Raw genomic sequence first — 21,928 nt, 5'->3', positions numbered from 1 at the left:
TGGTCGCCGCGACGCCGGCCAGCACCCCGCACACGGCGAGGACGATTTCTGTGGTGAGCAGCGCATGCCGCAGCGGGCGGAGCGCACGAAGACGCCCCCCGCCCGCCGCGGTGCTACCGGTCAACGCCTATGACCTCACTTGGTGAAGCCGATCATGGTGTAGTCGTAGTCCGCGAAGCCCTTTGCGCCGAAGTTGACGACATTGTTCTTCACGGCGAACGCGTCCGGGCGCTGATAGGTCAGCAGCGAGTGCCCGATGTTCCACAGTTCCTGGTCGATCTGGTTGATCAACGCGCGCTGCTTGACCGGGTCGAGCTCGGCGTTGGCCTGCACCAGCAGGTCGTTGATCTTCTGGTTGCCGATCCGGCCGTAGTTCTGGGCGACCGTGCCCTCGACGAGCCGGTAGATGCCGCTCGACGAGCTGATCGGCGATGCCGTGCCCAGCCACGCGAAGTGCGTGATGTCGAAGCCGCCGACGTACACGAACTGCTCGAAGAAGTTGTCGAGGGGCACCGCCTCGATGTTCACCTTCACGCCGATGGCGCCGAGCTGCTGCTGCACGATCCGGGCCTCCGCCTCGCTCACCGGTGTGCCGGTCGGGATGATGTCGCGGAGGGCGAGCTGCTTCCCGTCCTTTGAGCGCACGTCGCCCTGCAGCGTCCAGCCCAGGGCGTCGAGTTCGGACTTGGCCTTCTCCGGGTCGAAGGCGACCACGCCGGAGTGGTCCTCGTAGCCCTCCTGACCCTCCACGATGAGGTGGTTGCCGAGTGGCTTTGCGGACGGCACGATCGGGCCGACCTGCGACTGCGTGATGACGTTGCGGTCGATGCCCTTCATGATCGCCAGCCGCAGTTTCGGGTCCTCGAGGAGAGAGCCGGGTGCGCCGTTGAACGTGATGTGGCGGTAGTTGGGGCCGCTTGCGGTGCGGATGTCGACGTCGGCCACCTGCTGGGCACGCTGGAAGGTCGCCACGCTCGGGCCGATATCGAGGGCACTCAGGGAGCCGTTGGCGAACGCATCCGCTTGCGCGGCCTGAGCCAGCGCCACGTAGACGATGCGGTCGAGCTTGGCCGGCGGGCCCCACCACTTCTCGTTGCGCACGACCGTGACACGCTTGGCCGTGTTGTCGACGCTCTCGAGCTTGAACGGTCCTGCCGAGGTCAGCGGTCCGTTGATCCAGCCCTCGTTGAAGACATTGGGGTCGGAGTTCGTCTCGCGTGGATAGAGGGGCAGGAAGTTGCTCCTCCAGTCCGCGTACTGCGAGCTGTAGGTGACCACCACCTCCTGCGGGGTGGCCCCTTGCGCCACAGACGCAATGACGTCGTAACCCGTCGTGCCGGAGACGACGTAAGCGGGGTTGGAGCCGTTGAGGGCCTTCCACTGGGCCTCGAAGTCGGTCCAGTCGATGGGCCGTCCGTCGTACCAGACGGCCTTGGGGTTGAGCTTGTACGTCACCACCTGCGGGTCGGTGCTGGTGAGCTCCGCCGACTCGAGGTAGTTCGGGTCGATCTGGTAGACGCTCTTCGCGTCGGCTTTCATGATCTCGGGGATCATCGAGTCGATGATGTTCTTGTTGTCGCGCTCCGTGCCGTCGAGCTGGTTGTAGTTGTACTGCGGCGGGAGGCTGTTGATGGCCCAGAAGAAGTCGCCGCCGTCACGCACCTGGTCGTAGGCGACCGGGTTGATGTCGTTCCCGGCCTGCGGGGGCGCGCCACCGGTCACGTCACCTGCCGTGCCGCCGCCACCTCCCCCGCCGCCACAGGCGCTCAGCACGAGCGCGGTGGCCGCGGCGAGCGCCACCAACCCCGCTCCTCGACGTGACGGTCTCATCGTTCCTCCTGGTCCATCCGCGGTCGCGGAGTTGCTGATGGGTGGGGGCGCCGTCACTGGGGATGACGGACGTTCGGGGCGGATGGAGCTAGACGACGGTCTTGATCTCGGACCAGTGGCAGGCCGCCTCGTGATCGACCACGGACGTGCCCGGCTGGGCGGGTCGGGCGGCGGCCCTCGGCGGCTCCTCGCCGATGCACCGTGCCTGGCGATCGGCTTCGAGCGTCAGGAACAGGGGGCAGCGGGTGCGGAACCGGCAGCCGGACGGCGGGTTCGCCGGGCTGGGCATGTCGCCCTGCAGAAGGATCCGTTCGCGGCGCCGCTCGACCTCGGGATCGGGCACCGGGATCGCCGAGAGCAGAGCCTGCGTGTACGGGTGTTGCGGAGCGGCGAACACCTCGTCCACCGCGCCGATCTCCACGATCTTGCCCAGGTACATGACCGCCACGCGGTCGGCGATGTGGCGCACCACCGACAGGTCGTGCGCCACGAACAGGTAGGCCAGCCCCAGCCGCGCCTTCAGCTCGTCGAGCAGGTTGAGCACTCCGGCCTGGATCGAGACGTCGAGCGCCGACACGGGCTCGTCGAGCACGAGCACCTTCGGCTCCAGCGCGAGCGCGCGAGCGATGCAGATTCGCTGGCGCTGGCCGCCGGAGAACTCGCCGGGGTAGCGGTTGATCTGCTCGGACCGCAGCCCGACCAGCCGCATCAGCTCCGGCACGCGCCCGGCGATGTGCTGCTTCGAGAAGCCTTGCACCTCGAGCGGTTCGGCGATCAGGTCGCGGACGGGCAGTCGCGGGTCCAGCGATGCCATCGGGTCCTGGAACACGATCTGCATGTCACGGCGGATCCGCTTGCGGTCGGCCTTCGACAGGGCGCGCGTGTCGGAGCCGAGCACCTGCACCGTGCCGCCCATCGGCGGCTCCAGCCCCAGGATCTCCAGGATGGTCGTCGACTTTCCACACCCGGACTCCCCGACGAGGCCGAGGGTCTCGCCGGCGCGGACGTCGAATGTCACGCCGTCGACGGCGCGCACGGTGCCGACGGTGCGCCGGAAGATCCCGCCGGTACGGACCGGATAGTGCTTGACCAGCTCCTGTACGCCCAGCACCACATCGCGGTCGGCCCGTGGCACGGCGTCGGCCACCGAGCTCTCGACGACGTGGGCGTCGAACACCTCGGCGGCGAGCTCGCCGCCCTCGGCGTCCGCCTCGGCGAGCTCGGCCGTGCGGATACAGGCGGCGCGGTGGTCCCCGGTTGCGCCCGGCGCGACGAGCAGTTCCGGCTCGGCCTGGTCGCATGCGTCCACATGCAGGGGGCAGCGGGGACCGAAGGGGCAGCCCGGCGGCAGCGACACGAGTGACGGCGGTTGGCCCTCGATGGGCACCAGCGGCTGGCCGCGCCCGACGTCGAGACGGGGGATGGAGCCCAGCAGCCCGAGCGTGTACGGCATGCGGGGAGCCGCGAAGATCTCGTCGACGGTGCCGGTCTCGACGGCCTTGCCCGCGTACATGACCACCACGCGGTCGGCCGTGCCTGCGACCACGCCCAGGTCGTGCGTGATCAGCACGATCCCCGCTCCTGTCACCTCCTGCGCTGTCTTGAGCACCTCCAGCACCTGGGCCTGCACCGTGACGTCCAGAGCGGTGGTCGGCTCGTCGGCGATGATCAGGTCGGGGTCGTTGGCGATCGCCATCGCGATCACGGCACGCTGGCGCATCCCTCCGGAGAACTCGTGCGGGAACGACTTCATCCGCTCGGCCGCGTTCGGGATACCGACGAGGTCGAGCAGCTCCACAGAGCGCTTCGCCGCGGCCTTCGCCGTCATCGAGCGGCCGCCGTGCACCAGCAGTGCCTCGGCGATCTGGTCGCCCACCGTGTAGACGGGCGTCAGGGCCGAGAGCGGGTCCTGGAACACCATGGCGATCTTCCGGCCGCGGATCCGCGACAGCTCGGTGTCGGACAGGCCCAGGAGTTCCTGGCCGCGCAGCCGGATCGAGCCGCTGATCTTCGCCGACGGTGGGAGTAGCCCCATCACGGCCAGGGACGACACCGACTTGCCCGACCCGGACTCGCCGACGATCCCCAGCACCTCGCCCGGCGCCACCCGGTAGCTGATCCCTCGCACCGCGCTCACGCGGCCGTCCTCGCCGGGGAAGGACACATCGAGGTCGGAGACCTCCAGCAGCGCGTCCCCCGGACCGGGCGGGAGACCGGGGTCGGCCAGGACGTCGGAGTCGATCATCGTCATGGGGTGGCGACCTTCTTCGTCTTCCGTGCCGACTTCGGCCGACGGCGGCCTCCGCGGGAGTTCGGGTCGAGCGCGTCACGCAGGCCGTCGCCGATGAAGTTGACGGCCAGCACCGCGATGACCAGCAGGCCGCCGGCGAACAGGAACAGCCAGGGCGTCGTGACCGCGGCGTTGCTCCCGTCGCGGATGAGGGTGCCCAGCGAGACGTCGGGCGGCTGCACGCCGAAGCCGAAGTAGGACAGTCCGGTTTCGAGGAGAATCGTCGCGCCCACCGTGATCGTGACATCGATGATCATCAGCGATGCCATGTTCGGCAGGATGTGTCGCCGGATGATCACCGACGACGGCGCCCCCATGAACTTCGCGGCCTTCACGAACTCGCGTTCGCGCAGCGTCATCGTCATCCCACGCAGGATCCGCGCCGTGATCATCCAGGCGAACAGGCCCAGCAGCAGCACGAACAGGATCCAGCTGCTGCCACGCAGCGCGGGGGAGATCACCGCGATGATGAGGAAGGACGGCAGCACGAGCAGCAGGTCGACCAGCCACATCAGCCCGCGGTCGACCCAGCCGCCGAAGTACCCGGCGGAGGCTCCCACCAGCGACGCGATGACGATCGAGATGAGTCCTGTGAGCAGGCCGATCGTCAGCGACTTCTGCAGCCCGCGCATGGTCTGTGCGAACACGTCCTCGCCGATCTGCGAGGTGCCGAACCAGTGGCTGGGGGAGGGCGGCTGCAGGAAAGCGGTGTAGTCGTACTCGTTGTAGGCCCACGGCGCGAACAACGGGCTGAGCAACGACACCGCATAAAGCAGGACGAGCGTGAGGAGGCCGACCAGCGCGAGCCGATTGCGCAGGAACCGGCGCAGCACGAGCCGTCCGCGAGTGATTCCTTCGGTCTCGTTCGTGGGCGTCCCCGTCGGGACCTCGACGGGTGCTCCGCCACCCGAGGGGACGTGCGTTCCGGCGCCGACATCTGTGGTGGTCATCGGAATCTCCTGATCGGCGTCAGCGCAGCCGGACCCGGGGGTCCAGAAGGGCGTAGAACACGTCGGACAGCCAGCCCGAGATCAGCACCAGCACGGCGACGAACAATGTGACGGTCGCCGTGATGTTCGTGTCGTCCTGCTCGATTCCGTAGACCAGCCAGTCGCCCATGCCGTACCAGCCGAAGATCCGCTCCGTGAACGTGCCCCCGGTGATCAGCAGGCCGAAGCCGAATGCGAACAGCGTGGCCATCGGCACGAGAGCCGTCCGGAGCCCGTGTTTGAACAGCGCTTTTCGCCGCGTGAGCCCCTTGGCTTGTGCGGTGCGCAGGAAGTCGCTGCCCAGCACGTCGAGCATCGCGCTGCGCTGGTACCGGCTGTAGTACGCGATCTGGCCCAGCGCGATTGTCAGCGTCGGCAGGATGAGGTGCTGGACCCTGTCGAGCAGGGCGGCGCCGAAGCTTCCTTGGAACCCGGGTGAGGTCTCGCCGGTGAACACGAGGAGCTGGGCTCCCGCAGCCGTGTTGAGCTGGAGCGCGCCGTATTTGAGCAGCAGCCCGAGCAGGAACACCGGCGTGGAGAGGATGACGAAGGACAACAGCGTGGCGAAGTAGTCGCTGAACTTGTACTGGCGGATGGCACTGGCCACCCCGAGGATCACCCCGAGCCCGATCCCGACGACCGTGCCGAGCAGGAACAGACGCAGGCTCACACCGATGCGGCGGGGGAGCTCGTCACTGATCGAGGTGTTGACGACGGTCTGCCCGAAGTCGCCGCGCACGGCGTCGCCGAGCCAGAGCACGAAGCGCTGCGGGATCGGCTCGTCGAGACGCAGCTCGGTCCGCTTGGCGTCGATGGCGGACTGCGGCGGTGGCGGGTTGCGCTCCTGCAGCTTCGCGATCGGGTCGAAGGTCAGAGCGGCGAGGGCGAAGGCCAGGAACGTGGCGACGAGGCAGAGCGCGACGTAGTTGAACAGGCGGCGCACGAGGAAGCGAGCCATCGATCTCCTTGCTGACGCCGGATGGGTCTCACCGGTGTGTGTCCGCTCGGCGCGAAAACGGGTGGGCCCGCCGAACTACTGGCGGGTACCTTGGAGGCCACTGTGTGTGTTCGGTGTGAGTTTTCCCGCTCGGACAAGCACACGTAACGTCCAGATGCGTATTCGTGTCCTGATTCGGGACATCCAGGCCGATACCGCTCGCTGTTGATCATCTGGCCGTTACACCAGGCCGCGGTTCGCCTGGCCGGGTGCCGCTCGGCGTTACGGGTGGGTGGTCGGGGCCGGGTCCGCCAGCGCGGCGAACGTCGGGGACAGGGCCTGCCAGAGCCGCGCGTGCGCCGATACGAGTGCGTCGTAGTGGTGCTGGTGCGGCCCGGGTCGCAGCGTCTCGGCGAGGTCGGCCGTCTCCAGCGCCGATGGCGGCACGGGCTCGCCGAGCGCGATCGCCGCTGCCCGCTGCGCGCCGATGAGGCTCGCGTGCTGCGCGGCCACCGGCAGCACCGGTCTGGCCATGACGTCGGCGATGATCTGACGCAAGAGGACGGAGCGGCCGGCACCACCGGAGAGCGGCACCGGTCGCTCGTCCACCGCGCTCGCGCCCGGCATGAGCGCCGAGATCTCCCGCAGGGAGTAGGCGATTCCCTCCATGGCGGCTCGGTAGAGCTCGCCGGCTGTCGTGGTGGGACGAAGACCGATCACGGCGCCCCTTGCGGCGGGGTCGCGTACGGGGGAGCGCTCACCGGCGAGCGACGGGAGCATGAGGAGATCGGTCGGGCCGGCCGCGGCCGCGAGCCCGTCGGCCGTCGCGTGGTCGCAGCCGGGGAGGTACGTCCGGCGCGCCCAGTCGAGAGTGGCGCCCGCGGAGAGCAGGGAGCCGATCAGGATGGAACCGTCGCCGCGCGGTCCGACCATACGGTGGAGCGCGCCGTGAGGACCGGGCGTGGAGTCGGTGAGGGTGGCGAGTCCGCCGCTCGTGCCCAGCGAGATGTTCGGCGTGTCCCTCTGGTCGCCGACCAGCCCGGCGGTGGCCGCGCCGACATCGCCCGCCGCGTGGACGACCGGCAGCCCGCTGGGCAGCCCCAGCTCTCCGGCGGGTCCGGGCCCGAGCCGCCCGCAGACACTGGCCCCGTCGACCAGCCGGGGCAGCAGGCCCTCGTCGACACCGAGGGCGGCGAGGACCGGCGCCCACCACGTGCCCGACGCGATGTCGAGAAGACCCGTGGTGGACGCGGTGGTCAGGTCGCACACGCCCTCGCTGGCTGCGCGCCGCACCAGATACCCCGGCGAGCCCAGCACGACCTCGCGCGTGCGCCGCAACGCCTCGGGCTCGTGTTCGGACACCCACCGCAGCTGTGCCGCCGTGCTCGACGGATCGGCGACATTTCCGGTGGCCCGAAACCACGACCCCCCGAGTTCGGCCGTCAATGTGGACAGTTCCGCGGTGGCGCGGTGGTCCGCGTAGAGCAGGGCAGGCCGAATCGAACCGCCGTGCTCGTCGAGCAGCACGAGATCCTGCATCTGCCCCGTGATCGCCAGGGCCGTCGGCGCGGGGTCGTCGGTGCTGCACCCGCGGACGGCCGCGACGAACGCGTCCCACCACGCGTCGGGCGACTGCTCGGCGTGGCTCGGTTCGGGGCGGTCGACACGCAGCGTGACCTCGGACGATGCGAGCACCCGGGGGCCATCGAGCACGGCGGCCTTGACCGCGCTCGTGCCTGCGTCCACAACCATGACCCGGGCGTCCATGATCCCCATTCAACCGGGAAACGGTTCTCTGGTGCGAGAGCCGCTGCCCGTTTCAAGAATCGATCTCCTGTTGATCCCGTTGATCCGCGAAGCAACGGGCGAAACGCGAATTTGCGTCGTGCAACAGATCGTGCCGGGTGACCGCCTTGTCACTGACTGTGCTGTTTGCGAGCAAATGGGTGGGGCATCGAGGAACGGGGACCATTGTGGAGGGTGCGTCTCGGGCTGCGGGGTGGCACGGTGTGAAGATGCCGCCCGCGAGAGCGACCGCCGTCAACGCCACTGCCGCCGCGCTGCTCGGACTTCTGCACGACGGACCGATGACAGGGGGCCAACTCGTCGCGGCCGCGGGGCAGCGGTTCGGCTCCTTCTTCTCCGTCACCCGCAGCCAGGTCTACCGGGAGTTGCCGGTGCTCGCGGAGGCGGGACTGCTGAGACTCGGGAAGCAAGGACCCCGGGCATCGCAGCAGTACGCGATCACCGCTGCCGGGCGGCGGTCGTTCAAGGCCTGGCTCGCCGGGGGCGGCGGTGCCGACCCTCTGCGGAGCCCGCTCGTGCTGCGTCTGCTGTACGCGGGGTCGCTGACGGCGAAGCAGCGTGCCGAGTTGGTGCGCAGCAGCCGTGAGGCCTACTCCGCACGCCTGGACGCCGCCCGCGCCGTGGCCCGGAGCGAGGCCGACCCCTATCGCAAGGCGGTGGCCGACTTCGCGGTCGCCCATACGCGATCCATGCTCAAGCTCCTGGACGCGATCCCGGCGGAATGAGTCGCGACGCGTAACCTGGAGCGTTGTGAACCCCGACGCCGCAGCCGACCTCAAGGACCTCTCCACCACCCTGGAGAGCATCGAGGCGGTCACCGACCTGCCTGCGCTGCGCGCCGAGATCGCCGACCTCTCCGACCAGGCCGGCCAGCCCGACCTCTGGAACGACGCCGACGCAGCCCAGAAGGTCACGAGCCGGCTCGCGCACGCCCAGGGCGATCTCCGGCGCCTCGAGGAGCTCCGCCGCAGGCTCGAGGACCTGCCGGTGCTCTACGAGCTCGCGGAGGACGAGTCCGACGCGGCCGCCATCGCCGATGCCGACGCCGAGCGCGCCAAGCTGCGCGACGACATCTCCTCACTCGAGGTGCGCACCCTGCTCTCGGGTGAGTACGACGAGCGCGAGGCCCTCGTGACCATCCGGGCCGAGGCAGGCGGTGTCGACGCGGCCGACTTCGCCGAGATGCTCATGCGCATGTACATGCGCTGGGCAGAGCGGCACGGCTACGGCACCGACGTGTACGACACCTCCTACTCGGAGGAGGCCGGCATCAAGTCGGCCACGTTCCAGGTGCACGCGCCGTTCGCCTACGGCACCCTCTCGGTCGAGCAGGGCACCCACCGGCTCGTCCGGATCTCGCCGTTCGACAACCAGGGCCGCCGCCAGACGTCCTTCGCCGGCGTGGAGGTCACGCCGGTCGTCGAGTCCAGCGACCACGTCGACATCGACGAGAAGGACCTGCGCGTCGACGTCTACCGCTCGTCCGGTCCCGGCGGCCAGGGCGTCAACACCACCGACTCCGCCGTGCGGATCACCCACATCCCCACCGGCATCGTCGTGAGCTGCCAGAACGAGCGCTCGCAGATCCAGAACAAGGCCACGGCGATGATGGTGCTGCAGGCCAAGCTGCTGGAGCGCCAGCGCCAGGAGGAGCGGGCCAGGATGGACGCCCTGAAGGACACCGGCTCGTCGTGGGGCAACCAGATGCGCTCCTACGTGCTGCACCCGTACCAGATGGTCAAGGACCTGCGCACCGACTACGAGGTGGGCAACCCCACCGCGGTGCTCGACGGCGAGATCGACGGCTTCATCGAGGCCGGCATCCGCTGGCGCCGCAGCCACACCGTCGACGCCTGAGCAGGGCCTGCCCGTCCCTCCGGATGAGCGCGACAGGCGTGTAGGCCTGTCGCGCGGAGCGCTGCTGCCACGGGGCTGATTCGCGCGAACGGGCACGATATGCCGAGCGGTCGGTCCCCGGCGCCAAGGGGATGGGTCGGGTATCGGCCCCACTCCCACCCGCCGGTAACCTCCGCTCCCGTGATCCGCCTGGAAGGTGTCACCAAGCTCTACAAGACCTCGACGCGGCCCGCACTGGACCGCGTGTCGGTGGCCGTCGACAAGGGCGAGTTCGTCTTCCTCATCGGCCCGTCGGGCTCGGGGAAGTCGACTTTCCTCCGGCTGCTGCTGCGCGAGGACGTCCCCACGCGAGGCAACATCTTCGTCTCCGATCTCAACGTCGCGAAGCTGCCACGGCGGCGGGTCCCACGGCTGCGCCAGCGGATCGGCTGCGTGTTCCAGGACTTCCGGCTGCTGCCCAACAAGACGGTCGGCGGCAACGTCGCGTTCGCGCTCGAGGTGATCGGCAAGTCGCCCACGACGGTCAAGAAGGTCGTGCCCGAGGTGCTGGATCTCGTCGGGCTCTCGGGCAAGGCCGACCGGATGCCGCACGAGCTGTCCGGTGGTGAGCAGCAGCGCGTGGCGATCGCCCGGGCGTTCGTGAACCGGCCGCTGGTGCTGCTGGCCGACGAGCCCACCGGGAACCTCGACCCCGACACCAGCCAGGACATCATGCTGCTGCTGGAGCGGATCAACCGCACGGGCACCACGGTCGTGATGGCCACGCACGACCACTCCATCGTCGACTCGATGCGCCGACGGGTCGTCGAGCTGGACCTCGGACAGGTCGTGCGCGACGAGTCGCGCGGCGTCTACGGCGTAGGGCGGTAGAGGTGCGCACCGACTTCGTCTTCCGCGAGGTCATCACCGGCCTGCGGCGCAACGTCACGATGACGATCGCGATGGTGCTGACCACCGCGATCTCGCTCGGCCTCGTGGGCACGGGGCTGCTGGCCGTTCGCACGATCGACCGCACCGAGCAGCTCTACAGCGACCGGGTCGAGGTGCAGGTAGCCCTCACCTCCGACGTCTCGGCCAACGACCAGGACTGCAGCCAGCCGATCTGCTCCGGGCTCAAGGCGACCCTCGAGAACTCGCCGCTCGTGGACTCCGTGCGCTACGAGAACCAGGAGCAGGCCTACGAGCGCTACAAGCAGCTGTTCGCGGGGCAGTCGCTCGCCGACCTCGTGCGCCCCCAGTCGTTGCCGTCCACGCTGCGTGTGCGGTTGGCCGACCAGGAGGCGGGCGCCGACGCCGTCCGCCAGGCGATGACGGGCCAGGTCGGTGTCCGCAACGTGATCGACCAGCGGGACGTGGTCGCGAAGCTCTTCGACTTCCTCGGCGGCGTCCGCGATGTCACCTTCGCGCTGGCGCTCGTGCAGGCCGTCGCGGCGCTGCTGCTCATCTCCAACACCGTTCAGGTGTCGGCGTTCACCCGCCGCACGGAGGTCGGGGTCATGCGGCTCGTCGGCGCAACGCGCTGGTACACCCAGCTGCCGTTCCTCATCGAGGCCGTGGTCACCGGTGTGGTCGGCGCACTCATCGCGGCGGGTGGGTTGCTGGTCGGGAAGTTCCTCTTCATCGACGAGCTGCTCAGCGGGATCGTCTCCAACGGTGTGGTGCCGCCGATCGAGGTCGGCGACATCATCTGGGTCTCCCCGATCCTCGTGATGATCGGTGCCGGGATCGCCGCAGTCACCGGCTACGTCACGCTGCGCCTGTACGTCCGGCTCTAGGCGTCCGCGCCGCCACTCGCGGAGTGCGGCAACCGGGTGGCCCGCCCGCGTACTCTGGACAGGTGAAGGAGAAAGGCCGCTCGATGATCGCGCAGAACCGGAAGGCACGGCACGACTATGCGGTCATCGACACGTACGAGGCCGGCGTCGCGCTCCTCGGCACCGAGGTGAAGAGCCTGCGTCTCGGTCGCGCGTCGCTGGTCGATGCATTCGCCACCGTCGATGACGGCGAGGTGTGGCTGCGCGGGCTGCACATCCCCGAGTACTCCCAGGGCAGCTGGACCAACCACGAGCCTCGACGTACCCGCAAGCTGCTGCTGCACCGCGGCGAGATCGAGCGGTTGATCGGCAAGATCCGCGAGGGTGGTCTCACGCTGGTGCCGCTGTCGCTGTACTTCAAGGACGGCAAGGTGAAGTGCGAGATCGCGCTCGCGCGCGGTAAGAAGGCCTACGACAAGCGCACCGACCTCGCTAAGCGCGACGCCGACCGCGAGATCCAGCGGGCCTACGGCCGCGCGGCCAAGGGGCGGGCACGGGAGATGCGATGACGGAGGCGGTGCCCGCCGCTGATGTTGTTCCGGCTCCGCCCCTGTCCGACGACGACGTTCCGCGGTTCCTCGCCGACCTCGGCCTGCCGGGGATCGTCGACATGCACGTCCACTTCCTTCCCGACTCGGTGCTCCGCAAGGTCTGGGCCTACTTCGACCAGGCGAAGGTCCACTACGGGATGGAGTGGCCGGTCCACTACCGCACGCCCGAGGCGGAGCGCGTAGCCACGCTGCAGAAGCTCGGCGTACAGACGTTCGCGCCGCTGGTGTACCCGCACAAGCCGGGCATGGCCCGCTGGCTCACCGAGTGGGTCACGGAGTTCGCCGCGGCCACCCCCGACGCCGTGCCCACCGCGACGCTCTACCCGGAGCCGGACGTGGCCGACTACCTGGGCGCGGCTGTCGAGGCCGGTGCGCGGGTGGTGAAGGTGCACGTCCAGGTGGGTGCGTTCGACCCGCGCGACCCACTGCTGCGGCCGGCGTGGGGGCTGCTCGCCGATGCGGGCGTGCCCGCCGTCGTCCACTGCGGGAATGGTCCGCGCCGCGGCGCGCACACCGGGCTGGACGTGTTCGGCGAGGTGCTGGCCGAACATCCGCGGCTGCCAGTGGTGCTGGCACATGCCGGTATGCCCGACTTCGTCGACGCCCTGGACCTCGTGCACCGCTACGAACGGGTGCACATCGACACCACGATGGTCGGCACGGCGTTCAGCCTGCGGACGGCACCGCTCCCGTCCGACTGGCCCGCCCGTCTCTCGGAGGTCACCGACCGGGTCGTCTTCGGATCCGACTTCCCCAACATCCCGTATGCGTACGCGGAGCAGGTGCAGGCCGTGGCGGGCTGGGCCGCCGCCGACGATCGGCTCGGGCCTGCCTTCCTGCGATCGGTACTGCACGACACCCCGAGGCGGCTGCTCGCTCTCTGACGACGATTGCCCGATTGTTGTTCATCGACACGGGGTAACAGACGGCATGGAAATCGGGGTGGCTGTCGTCGTCATCGTGGTGATCTTCGCGGTGCTGGCCTTTGCAGGCTTCGCTGCGGCACGGGTGCGCAGGCGCAAGGAAGAGCAGAACCGCCTGGAGGCCGCCGAACACCGCCACGAAGCGGAGATCCGCAGCGCGAGCGCGGAGCGACGCGAGGCCGAGGCCTCCGAACGTGCGGCCCGGGCTCGGCACGAGGAGGCACAGGCTCGCGAGCAGGCCGCCCGCGCCCAGCAGGACCGGGATGTGGCCGAGGAACGGCGGGCCGCAGCCGATCGGATCGACCCCGACGTGTCGCGCGACCGCGCCGACATCCGTGGTGAGGACGCGGCGGACGCCACGCGGGACGGGGACCCCGCCGTCCGGACGGACCGGATGAACCTCGGCAACGGCCATGGGGCGCAGGCTGCGCCGGATCCCGCCGGCCGGACCGACCGCATCAACCTCGACGAGCGCTCACCGCAGAACGCCGATCCCGCCTCCCGCACGGACCGGATGAACTTCGCCGGGCGAGGCGAGCACGGTCCGGCGTCGACCACCGGCGTTGCGCAAGAGGGACCAGACCGCGAGGCCTCGGGACCCGCGACACCGCACGTGGGTCGCAGTGTCGTCGGCGGCTCCGAGCCAGGCGGGGCGGACGTCCCTGCGGGCACTCGGTCCGCTGCCGGGCCCGGCGAAGCGGAGCCGTCGGTTCCCAGCCAGCGCAGCGGGCAGCATGACCAACCGTTGGCGGACCTCGACCCCGCCGGGCAGTGCACGGTCCCGCCCGCCGGTGGGCAGCCCGGCCCGGCGCACGACCAGGCCAAGGACACGGATCGCAGCCCGGTGCGAGCGATCGCGGACCGCCTCCTCGGCCGGGGCCGCTGACGCGGGTGTCACGCGCGGAACCGGGATGAAGCCGGACGCGTCAGGCGTTACTCTGTACGGACGCCCGAGTGCGGGCGCCGAAGGGGGTGAACGGTTTCGACTTCGGACGTCGATCAAGGGGAAGCGTGTCGAGAAAGGCGACAATGATCTCGTTAACCACGTGTCGCAACCTTATAAGCGCCGATTCCAATCAGCGCGACTTCGCCCTCGCCGCCTGAGCGAGTGTGAGTCTGTCGGACCGGGTGCGTTCCCCGACCCGGACCCCGGCATCAGCTAGGGGACTTACCTGTCCGCCCGGTCGCGGGGCGGACGGGGACACCAAACAGCGACTGGGATCGTCACACCGGCTGGTCCGCACGACCGGTGGATCCGAGTAGAGGCAACGCGGACTGCACACGGAGAAGCCCTTGTGAAGCGACGGAGGACCCGGGTTCGATTCCCGGCACCTCCACCCCTGACAGAGCCCCGTCGGCCATCCGGCCGGCGGGGCTCTGTCGTCGTGTCGGCGGCCCCTCAGCGCTGCGCGACGACCAGGCGCTCCAGCCGCTCCAAGGCGTCGTCGAGCCACTGGCGTACCTCGGCCGCCGCCTTGCCCTTGTGTGTCTCGGGCTGGTGGCCGAGGAACGACAGGTGGATCACCACTGACGAGTGACCGGGGTTGGCGTGCTCCACCTGGAGCCAACCTGCGTACTCGGGCGCGTGGCCCCACTCCACACGCAGCTGGTCCGGGCTCACGTCGACGAGACCCTGCTCGTGGACGTCGCGCGGGGGCACGTCCGCGCGGACCTCGCCTTCACCTGTCGATCGGACGTCAACGGGGTCCGGCAGCCACTCGGGTAGCCGGTCCAGGTCCGACACCACCCCGAACACCGTCTGCGCGTCGGCGGGCATCGCGCGCTCCGCTTCGAACTCAGCCATGACGAGGACGTACCCGGGAGGACTGCCTCCCACCCCCTGGGGGACGCCGCCACGAGGAGAACGCCGGCGTCACGGCGATCCGGGCTGGGTCAGCGGCAGTTCGGAGACGTGTGCCTCGACGACGCGCCATCCCTCGGGGAAACGCACCCACGTCTGGCTCTGCCGGCCCTCGATCGCGCGGTCGGGATAGCGGATCAGCGTGGTGACCACCGCCGTCCGGTCGTCCACGGCCAGCACACGGGTGTCGTGGAGCACCCGGCCCGGCGGCACCGACGGGTGCGCTCGCCGCCAGGCCTCGATCTCCGCTCCGCCCTGCTGCCGGTCCGCCACTCCGAAGCGAACGCACCGTGGGTCGTTCCAGAACAGTTCGTTCATCACGGGCACATCGCCTTCGGCGAGGGCCTTCTCGTACCGGTCGAAGGCTGCTCGGACCTCCGTGACGACCTCCGGCCGGTCGAGCACGACCTGCTGACCCGTCATGAGGGCGCCCCCTCGATGGCGGGCGCACGGGTGCCGGGCGGGGTTGGCATCTCCATCTCCTCACCCTGCCCCAGCCACCGTGGCGTGGTCAGCCGGAAGAGGAGCAGCATCACGTCGGCGAGCGCGTAGTCGAGACCGGTCTGTCCCCCGACGTTCCAGCCGACCTGCTCCGAGCTCCGGGACCGCGCCGCTACATCGCGCTCACCCCGATCGCCATACCCACCAGATACGTGGCGCCCGCGGCGATGACGCCGAACGCCAGCTGCCGCAGCCCGCTGAAGAGCCAGCCACGAGTGGTGAATCGGGACGTCAGCGCCCCCGCGACGAACAGCCCCACGCCCCCGACGAGCAGCCCGATGCCCAGCGAGGAGGAGCCGAGCAGGAACGGGAGCAGTGGGATGACCCCGCCCACGGCGAAGCAGAGGAACGACGAGATCGCCGCCGTCCACGGAGACGGCTGCTCGTCGACGTCGACGCCGAGCTCCTGCGCGACGTGGACCTTGACCGCGAGCTCGGGGTCGGCGTGCACCTCGCGTGCCATCGCCTCGGCCGTCTTCTGGCTGAGCCCCATCTCCTGGTACATCTGGACGAGTTCGGCTTCCTCGGCGAGCGGGTGGCGGCGAATCTCCTCCCGCTCCACCGCCACCTCGTTGGCGACGGCCTCGTTCTGCGTGCCGACCGAGGCGAACTCGCCGAGGGCCATCGAGAACGCTCCGGCCACGAGTCCGGCCATTCCGGTCAGGATGATCACGTGGCGGTCGGCGCCGCCGCCGCCGACACCGGAGATGAGCGCGATGTTCGTGACGAGGCCGTCCATCGCGCCGAACACGGCCGCCCGCAACCAGCCACCGGAGATGTCGGTGTGGTGGTGGTCCTGCGCGTGCTCGGCCAACTCTGCCGAGCCCGGGTGCTGCATCATTTGTCCAGCGTAACTGCCATCAACCGTCCAGGTTGGACCATGGTGAGGCTGCCCTCGGTCGAGCTCGCCCGTCGGATTGTCCGCCCAGCGCCTGTCGACGACGTCACCCGTCCGTAAGCAGGTCCGCGTGCCGCTGCCCGAAGTGACAGGGGCGGTGCGGCTAGGCTGATCGTGTGACTCGGGGACGGCTGCTCGACGTCATCGGTACGGTCGCGCGGCTCGGGCTGGCCGCTGTCTGGCTGACCTCGGGCGTGCTCAAGGCCATCGATCCCGACCAGACGTACATCGCCGTTCGGGCGTACGACGTGCTGCCTCCCACTGCGGTCGAGGTGGTCGCGGCCATCCTGCCGTGGTTCGAGATCGCGCTCGGACTCCTCGTACTGGCCGGGATCGGTCTCCGTGGAGTGGCCGCGGTGTCGATCGTGCTGCTGCTCGTGTTCATCGCCGGCGTCTCCCAGGCGTGGGCACGCGGATTGCTGATCGACTGTGGCTGTTTCGGCGGCGGTGGCGCCGTGGCGGCCGGTCAGACGGCCTACCTTCAGGAGCTACTGAGGGACTCGGGCTTCATCGTGCTAGCAGCCTGGTTGGTCGTGCGACCGCGGACGCTGCTGTCGCTCGACTCGCGATTCGAGAACACGGGAAGGACCTGACATGGGCGGAGCGCAGCGTGGCGAGAAGAAGCGCCGGCAGGCGGAGGCCGACCGGCGCCTCGCCGCGGCCGGAATCAGCGTCCCTCCGAAGCGCAACCGCACTCCGCTGATCGTGGTGGCCGTCGTCCTGGTGGTGGCTGTGGTCATCGGCGTGACGGTGCTGCTCAACAACCGGAATTCGAGCTCTGTCACGCCCACCTACACGGCCACGGCGTCCGGCGCCGTCGTCACCGCGGGAAACGGCCCGGTCACGATCGACACCTACGAGGACTTCCTCTGCCCGCAGTGCGAGCGGTTCGAGGAGCGTTACGGCAACGACATCGTCACCGCTCTGAACAACGGGCAGATCACCGTGCGGTTCCACACGATCGCGATCCTCGACCCCTCGACCACCCCGCCCGGCTACTCCACCCGCGCGGCCAACGCGGCCCTCTGCGCGGTGCCCGCGGGGATCTACCCGGCCTACCGGGAGAAGCTGTTCGCCGAGCAGCCGCCCGAGAGCGGTGCGGGCCTGACCAACCAGCAGCTCATCGACTTCGGCACCCAGCTCGGGGCCACGGGCGACTTCGCGACGTGCGTGAACAACGGCACGAACTCCGCGGCCGTCACCGCGGAGACCAACACCGCCGCCGCCGATCCGGCGCTGCAGACCAACGGCCAGTTCGGGACGCCCACCGTCGCCGTCAAGGGCGTCAAGATCGACCTGAACAACACCAACTGGCTCAAGGACGCCATCGCCGCCGGACGCTGAGCGCCCACTGCCCGACGGGCGGGCCACGCCGACGACCGCGTGGCCCGCCCCCTCTGCTACGCGCTGCGCGACGGGTGGTCCCACGAGATCTGCGGGCGTTCACCGCCGAGGTGCCGACCGAACCAGTCGAGGATGATCTCCGCCCGCTGCACGCGGTGGCGGGGCGATCCGCTGCGCGAGAGCTCGTGGCCCTCCTCGGGGAAGCGCCAGTACTCCACCGGTTTGCCCAGCAGCCGGAGCGCGACGAAGAGCTGGTCGGCCTGCTCGATGTGGCAGCGCAGGTCGTCCTCCGAGTGGAGGATGAGAACCGGCGTCGTGATGTCCCGGACGTAGCTGATCGGTGACAGCCGCTCGTAGAGCTCCGGTGCGTCGAGGTGGTTCGCGCCGAACTCGTAGCGGAAGAAGCCCGCTATGTCGGAGCTCGTCTCCAGCGACTGCACGTTGTTGACGGCGCGCTCGCTGCACGCGGCGACGAAGCGGTTGGTGTGCCCGATCAGCCAGCTCGTGAGGTAGCCGCCGTAGGAGCCGCCCAGCACGCCCACACGGGCCGCGTCGAGCGACGGATCACGTTCCAGAGCGGCGTCGAGCACGGCGAGCACGTCGTCGGCGTCGATGCCGCCCCAGCCCGTGCCGGGCGCTTCCGGGGCCTCGGGCGGGCGGATGGCCCGGCACCACGCGTCGGTGTGGCCCGTGGAGCCGTGCGGGTTGCAGTAGACGACCGCGTACCCGGCCCCCGCCCACAGCTGGAACTCGTCGAACCACGTGTTCGCGTACTGCGACATCGGACCGCCGTGGATGGACAGCAGCACGGGCACCCGCGCGTCGGCGGGTACACCCGTCGGCCGCACCACCCAGGCGTCGATGTCGCCGTCGCCCGCGGGGGAGGGGACGGTGAAGTGCTCGGGCGGGGCCACGGGGACCGCCGCGTGGAAGGCCGCGCCGAGCGAGGTGAGCTGCCGCTCCTCCCCGTCCGACGTGCGGACGAAGAGCTCCGGCAGCGCGGTGGGCGTGGATGCGACGAACGCGAACGTGCCCGCAGCAAGGTCGAAGCCGCTGATCTGCCGCGTGCCCCCTACCAGCAGTTGCGGCTCCCCGGAACCGTCGGCGGGCACGCGGTACACGTGCACCGAGCCGTGGTCCTCGATCGAGAACAGCAGGTGCCCGTCGTGCCAGAGCGGGTTGCGGGACCCGGGGTGGGGGGCGCACTGGCGGTCGAGCTGCGCGCTGAGCACGCGCTGCTCGCCGGTCTCCACGTCGGTCACGAGGACCTGCGCGTGCGACGGCACGAGGCGGGTGTCCTCGGCGAGCGTGGCGATCTCCCCGCCGTCCGGGCTGAACGAGGGCAGGCTGTGGGACAGGCTGCGATCGGTGAGCACCCGACCGTCACCGCCGGGCGCGGCGACGTCGAACAGGTGGATGTCGCTGACGTCGTCGAGGTCCCAGTCCTTGGCCCGCGTGGTGGCCACCGCGAGCTGGGTGCCGTCCGGCGACCACGCCGGCCCGCCGTGCTCGTACGGGCCGCCTGCGACCAGGAGGGGCGCCGTGGATCCGTCCGCCGGCACCACGAAGACACTGCGTGGCCGGTCGATGATCCAGCCGGTGCCGTCGAGGCGGGAGAACAGCCGGTCGATGCGTCGCGGTGGCCGCCCCCGCTCGTCGTCGCCGTCCGTGTAGCGGCCGTTGCGCTCTCTGGACGCGAACGCGATGCGCGTGCCGTCCGGGGACCACACCGGCTCCTCGATGGCCTCCGGGCGTTCGCAGATGGTGAGCGTCTCGCCCGGGATGCCGATGGGCGCCACGTGCAGCGTGTGGACGCCGTCCTCCTCCGAGCGCCGGCTGGTGAACGCGAGCCTGCGCCCGTCCGGCGACCATCTCGGCTGCCGGTCGCTGTGCTCACCCGTGGTGAGCGGGTAGGGCGGTGCGGAGCCGTCGGCCGTGGCGAGCCAGACGGCGCTGCGGTAGCGGTTCTTCTCCAGGTCGACCCGGGTGACGACGAAGGCGATCAACCGCCCGTCGGGGGAGACCTTCGGATCGGCGGCAGAGACGAGTTGTCCGATGTCGGCGGGTTTCACTGCCTGACCGTAGATCAGCAGCAGCGGCAGCGGCGACCCCCGTGATGAGGCCGGAGGGGAGTCGTGTAAGTTCATTCGGGCAAGGGGCTGTGGCGCAGCTGGTAGCGCACTTGACTGGCAGTCAAGGGGTCAGGGGTTCGAATCCCCTCAGCTCCACCCATTCTCACCAGCCGGTTCTCAATCCGGCGAGGTCATCATTATCCGCGTGATAGCGATGACTGATAGCAACGGCTTCAGTCCGTGAGCGGATCATCGAGATCGTCCAGCGCGGTGCGCTGGGTGCTGAGGTTGACGTGGCCGTAGACGTTCATGGTCATCTCGATGGCGCTGTGGCCGACGATCTCCATGACGACGCGTGGGTGGATGCCGAGCGCGAGTAGCAGTGAGACGCAGGTGTGGCGCAGGCCGTGGAGCGGGACGCGGCGGATGCCGTGGTCGTCGCGGAGCGTGCCGAACATGCGGGTGAGGTTGCGGGGTTCGAGTGGTGTGCCCCAGCGGGTGCCGAAGATGTAGGCGGCTGGCGGCCAGGGCCGGCCGGGTCCTTGTCCATGGGCTTCCTGGAGCTGGCGGTGGCGGTCGCGAGTGCGTAGAGGCAGCGCGGTGGTAGGTGAACCGTGCGGTTGCTGCGGCGGGTCTTGGTGGGCATCTCGTGTAGTTGGCCGTCGACGCGGTGGACGCTTTTGGAGATCCGCAGGGTGCGGGCGGCGAAGTCGACGTCGTCCCAGCGCAGGGCGCAGGCTTCGCTACGGCGCAGACCGAGCATGAGCAGCAGGGCCCAGAGGGCGTCGAGGCGGTGTCCGCGAGTGGCGGCCAGGAGCTTGCGCGCTTCCTCTGCTGACAGGGGCTCGCGGGATTTGAGTGGTGTGGGTGTCTCGATGCGCACTAGGCGGGCGACGTTGCGCGGGACGATCTCTTCTCGGCAGGCGTGTTCGAGTGCGGTGCGCAGGGTGGCGTGCACGTACTGCACGGAGGGGGCGTTCTTTCCGTCGGCGCGCATGGCGTCGACCATGAGCCGGACGTCGCGGACGCTCAGGCGGGCGAGCTTGCGTTTCCCGATGCGGGGGATCAGGTGCAGCCGGACGTTGCTTTCGTAGCCGGCGAAGGTGCTAGGGCGCACGTGTTGGTGGATGTGGGCCAGCCACTCGGTGAGGTAGGTGGCGACGGTGGGGTTGTCCGGGGTGGCGGGGATGTTGCGCTCGGCCCGGTAGAGGAGGTCGCGCAGTTTGGTGCGGGCTTCTCGGGGGAAGAGTGCGAATCAGCTCGCGGAAGATGGTCAGCCCTTCGCTTCGCGGACGTCCGTTCCCTGCTCGGCGAACGCCTTGAAGTCCTGCATGTGCTGTTGCAACTGCTTGCGGAAGGCACCGCGCATGAAAGGCCCTACCAGTCGCATCGGCAAGCTGCTGAACCGGTATTCGTTCTCTTGCGCCCAGAGGGTCGCCTCCGGACCGGCTTCAGTCAGTCGGTCCCGCACGGCGCTCCACATGCCCTTGGCGACGATTTCGCGGTCGAAGTGAACGACGCTGTCGCTCGGGATCCCGTGCAGGTTCGCCGGTTCCCGGCGCGTGATGGTCTCGGTGCACTCCATCTTCTGCTGCCCCATCTGCATCACGACGCGCGATTCGGTACCGACCTGCCCGTGCATGCCACTCACCGGCTCGTGCAGCACCATGCCGCGCAGCCACTTCGGCAGGTGTGCGGAGTCGGCGAGCAGCTGGGCCACCCTCTCCCGCGGCAGGGCGATCTCGATCGAGACGGTGAGCTTCATGGCGGAGTGCTCCAGGTTCCTTGTGGAAGAGGCACGGTAGCGACATCGCCTATATTAGCCCAGACTTATATCTGTTTGGCCGCCACCAGCGCGCGCCTCGACGGCTCACTCCGGTCGAGTTGAACCCAAGGCGGTGGAGGCGGCGGGCGACCTCGAACAACGCTGTCAGCTGGCCGGGGTTGAGTCGGCGGGTCATCGACTGCAGTTCATGGCTGGTTCGAGGGCCATGCGCAAGGCGAGGACGCGTGCCCCCGGTTGCGACTTCCGTGGTGAGCTGCGCAAGCAGCAGTGGAAGGGTTCAATCGACAATCCGGCCGAGTATGTTGGCGAGAATCGTCAACCGGACTTGACATCTGATCGTGCCTCCCGACCCCTGGCTGTACAGCGGTTGACGTCGGACGACGTCCCTGGAAACCATGCTGCCGCCAGTTCACACCGACTTGTTCAATGCGGGCAGGAGATCGGGTCTGCAGCCATGATCTCCGAGGTG

At 69.4% G+C, this 21,928-nt stretch carries 20 protein-coding genes, 1 tRNA gene, 1 other RNA gene and 1 pseudogene; 11 read left to right on the top strand and 12 right to left on the bottom strand.

The window, feature by feature from the left end:
* Positions 1-135: 135 nt before the first annotated feature.
* The 5 genes from ABD743_RS11295 to ABD743_RS11275 form a co-directional block, all read right to left on the bottom strand.
* Positions 136-1,830: an ABC transporter family substrate-binding protein gene (locus ABD743_RS11295; RefSeq protein WP_344721495.1), complete on the bottom strand. Its 1,695-nt coding sequence runs from the start codon at positions 1,828-1,830 to the stop codon at positions 136-138.
* 88 nt (positions 1,831-1,918) lie between these two features.
* Positions 1,919-4,081, bottom strand: coding sequence for an ABC transporter ATP-binding protein (locus ABD743_RS11290; protein WP_344721493.1), 2,163 nt, complete (start codon positions 4,079-4,081; stop codon positions 1,919-1,921).
* Positions 4,078-5,070 (bottom strand): ABC transporter permease, encoded by a 993-nt coding sequence (locus ABD743_RS11285; RefSeq protein WP_344721491.1) that lies wholly within the window; start codon positions 5,068-5,070, stop codon positions 4,078-4,080. Before ABD743_RS11285 ends, ABD743_RS11290 begins: the two co-directional genes overlap by 4 nt.
* 19 nt (positions 5,071-5,089) lie before the next feature.
* Positions 5,090-6,067 carry an ABC transporter permease gene (locus tag ABD743_RS11280; RefSeq protein ID WP_344721489.1) on the bottom strand — a complete coding sequence of 326 codons (978 nt, stop codon included), beginning with the start codon at positions 6,065-6,067 and terminating at the stop codon, positions 5,090-5,092.
* A 261-nt stretch (positions 6,068-6,328) separates the two neighbouring features.
* Positions 6,329-7,813: a xylulokinase gene (locus ABD743_RS11275; RefSeq protein WP_344721487.1), complete on the bottom strand. Its 1,485-nt coding sequence runs from the start codon at positions 7,811-7,813 to the stop codon at positions 6,329-6,331.
* Between the two features lie 248 nt (positions 7,814-8,061).
* Here ABD743_RS11275 and ABD743_RS11270 point away from each other — a divergent pair, with 248 nt between their 5' ends.
* From ABD743_RS11270 to ssrA, 8 genes are all read left to right on the top strand, one after another.
* Positions 8,062-8,577, top strand: coding sequence for a PadR family transcriptional regulator (locus tag ABD743_RS11270; RefSeq protein ID WP_344721485.1), 516 nt, complete (start codon positions 8,062-8,064; stop codon positions 8,575-8,577).
* Between the two features lie 25 nt (positions 8,578-8,602).
* The gene (gene prfB, locus ABD743_RS11265; RefSeq protein ID WP_344721483.1) at positions 8,603-9,709 is read left to right on the top strand and encodes a peptide chain release factor 2; all 1,107 of its coding nucleotides are present in this window, start codon (positions 8,603-8,605) and stop codon (positions 9,707-9,709) included.
* A gap of 180 nt (positions 9,710-9,889) precedes the next feature.
* A complete protein-coding gene (ftsE, locus tag ABD743_RS11260) occupies positions 9,890-10,579 on the top strand; it encodes a cell division ATP-binding protein FtsE (RefSeq protein ID WP_344721481.1) in 690 nt (229 codons plus the stop codon).
* A gap of 2 nt (positions 10,580-10,581) precedes the next feature.
* Positions 10,582-11,484 carry a permease-like cell division protein FtsX gene (gene ftsX / locus ABD743_RS11255; RefSeq protein ID WP_344721479.1) on the top strand — a complete coding sequence of 301 codons (903 nt, stop codon included), beginning with the start codon at positions 10,582-10,584 and terminating at the stop codon, positions 11,482-11,484.
* 62 nt (positions 11,485-11,546) lie between these two features.
* Entirely contained in the window at positions 11,547-12,032 is a 486-nt protein-coding gene (gene smpB / locus ABD743_RS11250; RefSeq protein WP_344721477.1) for an SsrA-binding protein SmpB, read from the top strand.
* The gene (locus ABD743_RS11245; protein WP_344721475.1) at positions 12,029-12,958 is read left to right on the top strand and encodes an amidohydrolase family protein; all 930 of its coding nucleotides are present in this window, start codon (positions 12,029-12,031) and stop codon (positions 12,956-12,958) included. Before smpB ends, ABD743_RS11245 begins: the two co-directional genes overlap by 4 nt.
* A gap of 58 nt (positions 12,959-13,016) precedes the next feature.
* Entirely contained in the window at positions 13,017-13,883 is an 867-nt protein-coding gene (locus ABD743_RS11240) for a hypothetical protein (protein ID WP_344721473.1), read from the top strand.
* Positions 13,884-13,965: 82 nt separating this feature from the next.
* Positions 13,966-14,337: a transfer-messenger RNA gene (ssrA, locus tag ABD743_RS11235) on the top strand.
* Positions 14,338-14,396: 59 nt separating this feature from the next.
* Here ssrA and ABD743_RS11230 read toward each other — a convergent pair.
* The 3 genes from ABD743_RS11230 to ABD743_RS11220 all read right to left on the bottom strand — a co-directional run bounded on the left by ABD743_RS11230 (position 14,397) and on the right by ABD743_RS11220 (position 16,200).
* A complete protein-coding gene (locus ABD743_RS11230; RefSeq protein ID WP_344721471.1) occupies positions 14,397-14,801 on the bottom strand; it encodes an SRPBCC family protein in 405 nt (134 codons plus the stop codon).
* A gap of 69 nt (positions 14,802-14,870) precedes the next feature.
* The gene (locus ABD743_RS11225) at positions 14,871-15,281 is read right to left on the bottom strand and encodes an AtzH-like domain-containing protein (protein WP_344721469.1); all 411 of its coding nucleotides are present in this window, start codon (positions 15,279-15,281) and stop codon (positions 14,871-14,873) included.
* A 190-nt stretch (positions 15,282-15,471) separates the two neighbouring features.
* Positions 15,472-16,200, bottom strand: a complete 729-nt coding sequence (locus ABD743_RS11220; RefSeq protein WP_344721467.1) for a VIT1/CCC1 transporter family protein — start codon at positions 16,198-16,200, stop codon at positions 15,472-15,474.
* 188 nt (positions 16,201-16,388) lie between these two features.
* Between ABD743_RS11220 and ABD743_RS11215 the strand changes: the two genes are divergently transcribed.
* Together ABD743_RS11215 and ABD743_RS11210 are read left to right on the top strand one after the other, a co-directional pair.
* Positions 16,389-16,850: a MauE/DoxX family redox-associated membrane protein gene (locus ABD743_RS11215; RefSeq protein WP_344722149.1), complete on the top strand. Its 462-nt coding sequence runs from the start codon at positions 16,389-16,391 to the stop codon at positions 16,848-16,850.
* 1 nt (position 16,851) lies between these two features.
* On the top strand, positions 16,852-17,601 hold the full coding sequence (locus ABD743_RS11210) for a DsbA family protein (RefSeq protein WP_344721465.1): 750 nt from the start codon (positions 16,852-16,854) through the stop codon (positions 17,599-17,601).
* A gap of 56 nt (positions 17,602-17,657) precedes the next feature.
* Here the strand turns inward: ABD743_RS11210 and ABD743_RS11205 are convergent, their stop codons facing one another.
* Positions 17,658-19,673, bottom strand: coding sequence for a S9 family peptidase (locus ABD743_RS11205; protein WP_344721462.1), 2,016 nt, complete (start codon positions 19,671-19,673; stop codon positions 17,658-17,660).
* Between the two features lie 83 nt (positions 19,674-19,756).
* Here ABD743_RS11205 and ABD743_RS11200 point away from each other — a divergent pair.
* A tRNA-Ala gene (locus ABD743_RS11200) sits at positions 19,757-19,829 on the top strand.
* Between the two features lie 77 nt (positions 19,830-19,906).
* Here the strand turns inward: ABD743_RS11200 and ABD743_RS11195 are convergent.
* From ABD743_RS11195 to ABD743_RS11190, 3 genes and pseudogenes are all read right to left on the bottom strand, one after another.
* Positions 19,907-20,269 (bottom strand): tyrosine-type recombinase/integrase, encoded by a 363-nt coding sequence (locus tag ABD743_RS11195; RefSeq protein WP_344722147.1) that lies wholly within the window; start codon positions 20,267-20,269, stop codon positions 19,907-19,909.
* Positions 20,257-20,862 (bottom strand): annotated as a pseudogene (locus ABD743_RS44445) (site-specific integrase); the annotation flags it as partial. The pseudogene ABD743_RS44445 and the gene ABD743_RS11195, both read right to left, overlap by 13 nt.
* 84 nt (positions 20,863-20,946) lie before the next feature.
* The gene (locus ABD743_RS11190; protein ID WP_344721460.1) at positions 20,947-21,438 is read right to left on the bottom strand and encodes an SRPBCC family protein; all 492 of its coding nucleotides are present in this window, start codon (positions 21,436-21,438) and stop codon (positions 20,947-20,949) included.
* Positions 21,439-21,928 lie beyond the last annotated feature (490 nt).

The organism is Pseudonocardia yunnanensis (assembly GCF_039534065.1).
In the GTDB taxonomy this organism is placed as follows: Bacteria; Actinomycetota; Actinomycetes; order Mycobacteriales; family Pseudonocardiaceae; genus Pseudonocardia; species Pseudonocardia yunnanensis.
This window is presented reverse-complemented; position numbering and strand designations above follow the sequence as displayed.

Coding starts and splice junctions, on each gene's coding strand:
- ABD743_RS11295 (WP_344721495.1), bottom strand. CDS start 1,830: ATGAGACCGTCACGTCGAGGAGCGGGGTTGGTGGCGCTCGCCGCGGCC.
- ABD743_RS11290 (WP_344721493.1), bottom strand. CDS start 4,081: ATGACGATGATCGACTCCGACGTCCTGGCCGACCCCGGTCTCCCGCCC.
- ABD743_RS11285 (WP_344721491.1), bottom strand. CDS start 5,070: ATGACCACCACAGATGTCGGCGCCGGAACGCACGTCCCCTCGGGTGGC.
- ABD743_RS11280 (WP_344721489.1), bottom strand. CDS start 6,067: ATGGCTCGCTTCCTCGTGCGCCGCCTGTTCAACTACGTCGCGCTCTGC.
- ABD743_RS11275 (WP_344721487.1), bottom strand. CDS start 7,813: ATGGACGCCCGGGTCATGGTTGTGGACGCAGGCACGAGCGCGGTCAAG.
- ABD743_RS11270 (WP_344721485.1), top strand. CDS start 8,062: ATGCCGCCCGCGAGAGCGACCGCCGTCAACGCCACTGCCGCCGCGCTG.
- ABD743_RS11245 (WP_344721475.1), top strand. CDS start 12,029: ATGACGGAGGCGGTGCCCGCCGCTGATGTTGTTCCGGCTCCGCCCCTG.
- ABD743_RS11230 (WP_344721471.1), bottom strand. CDS start 14,801: ATGGCTGAGTTCGAAGCGGAGCGCGCGATGCCCGCCGACGCGCAGACG.
- ABD743_RS11225 (WP_344721469.1), bottom strand. CDS start 15,281: ATGACGGGTCAGCAGGTCGTGCTCGACCGGCCGGAGGTCGTCACGGAG.
- ABD743_RS11220 (WP_344721467.1), bottom strand. CDS start 16,200: ATGATGCAGCACCCGGGCTCGGCAGAGTTGGCCGAGCACGCGCAGGAC.
- ABD743_RS11210 (WP_344721465.1), top strand. CDS start 16,852: ATGGGCGGAGCGCAGCGTGGCGAGAAGAAGCGCCGGCAGGCGGAGGCC.
- ABD743_RS11190 (WP_344721460.1), bottom strand. CDS start 21,438: ATGAAGCTCACCGTCTCGATCGAGATCGCCCTGCCGCGGGAGAGGGTG.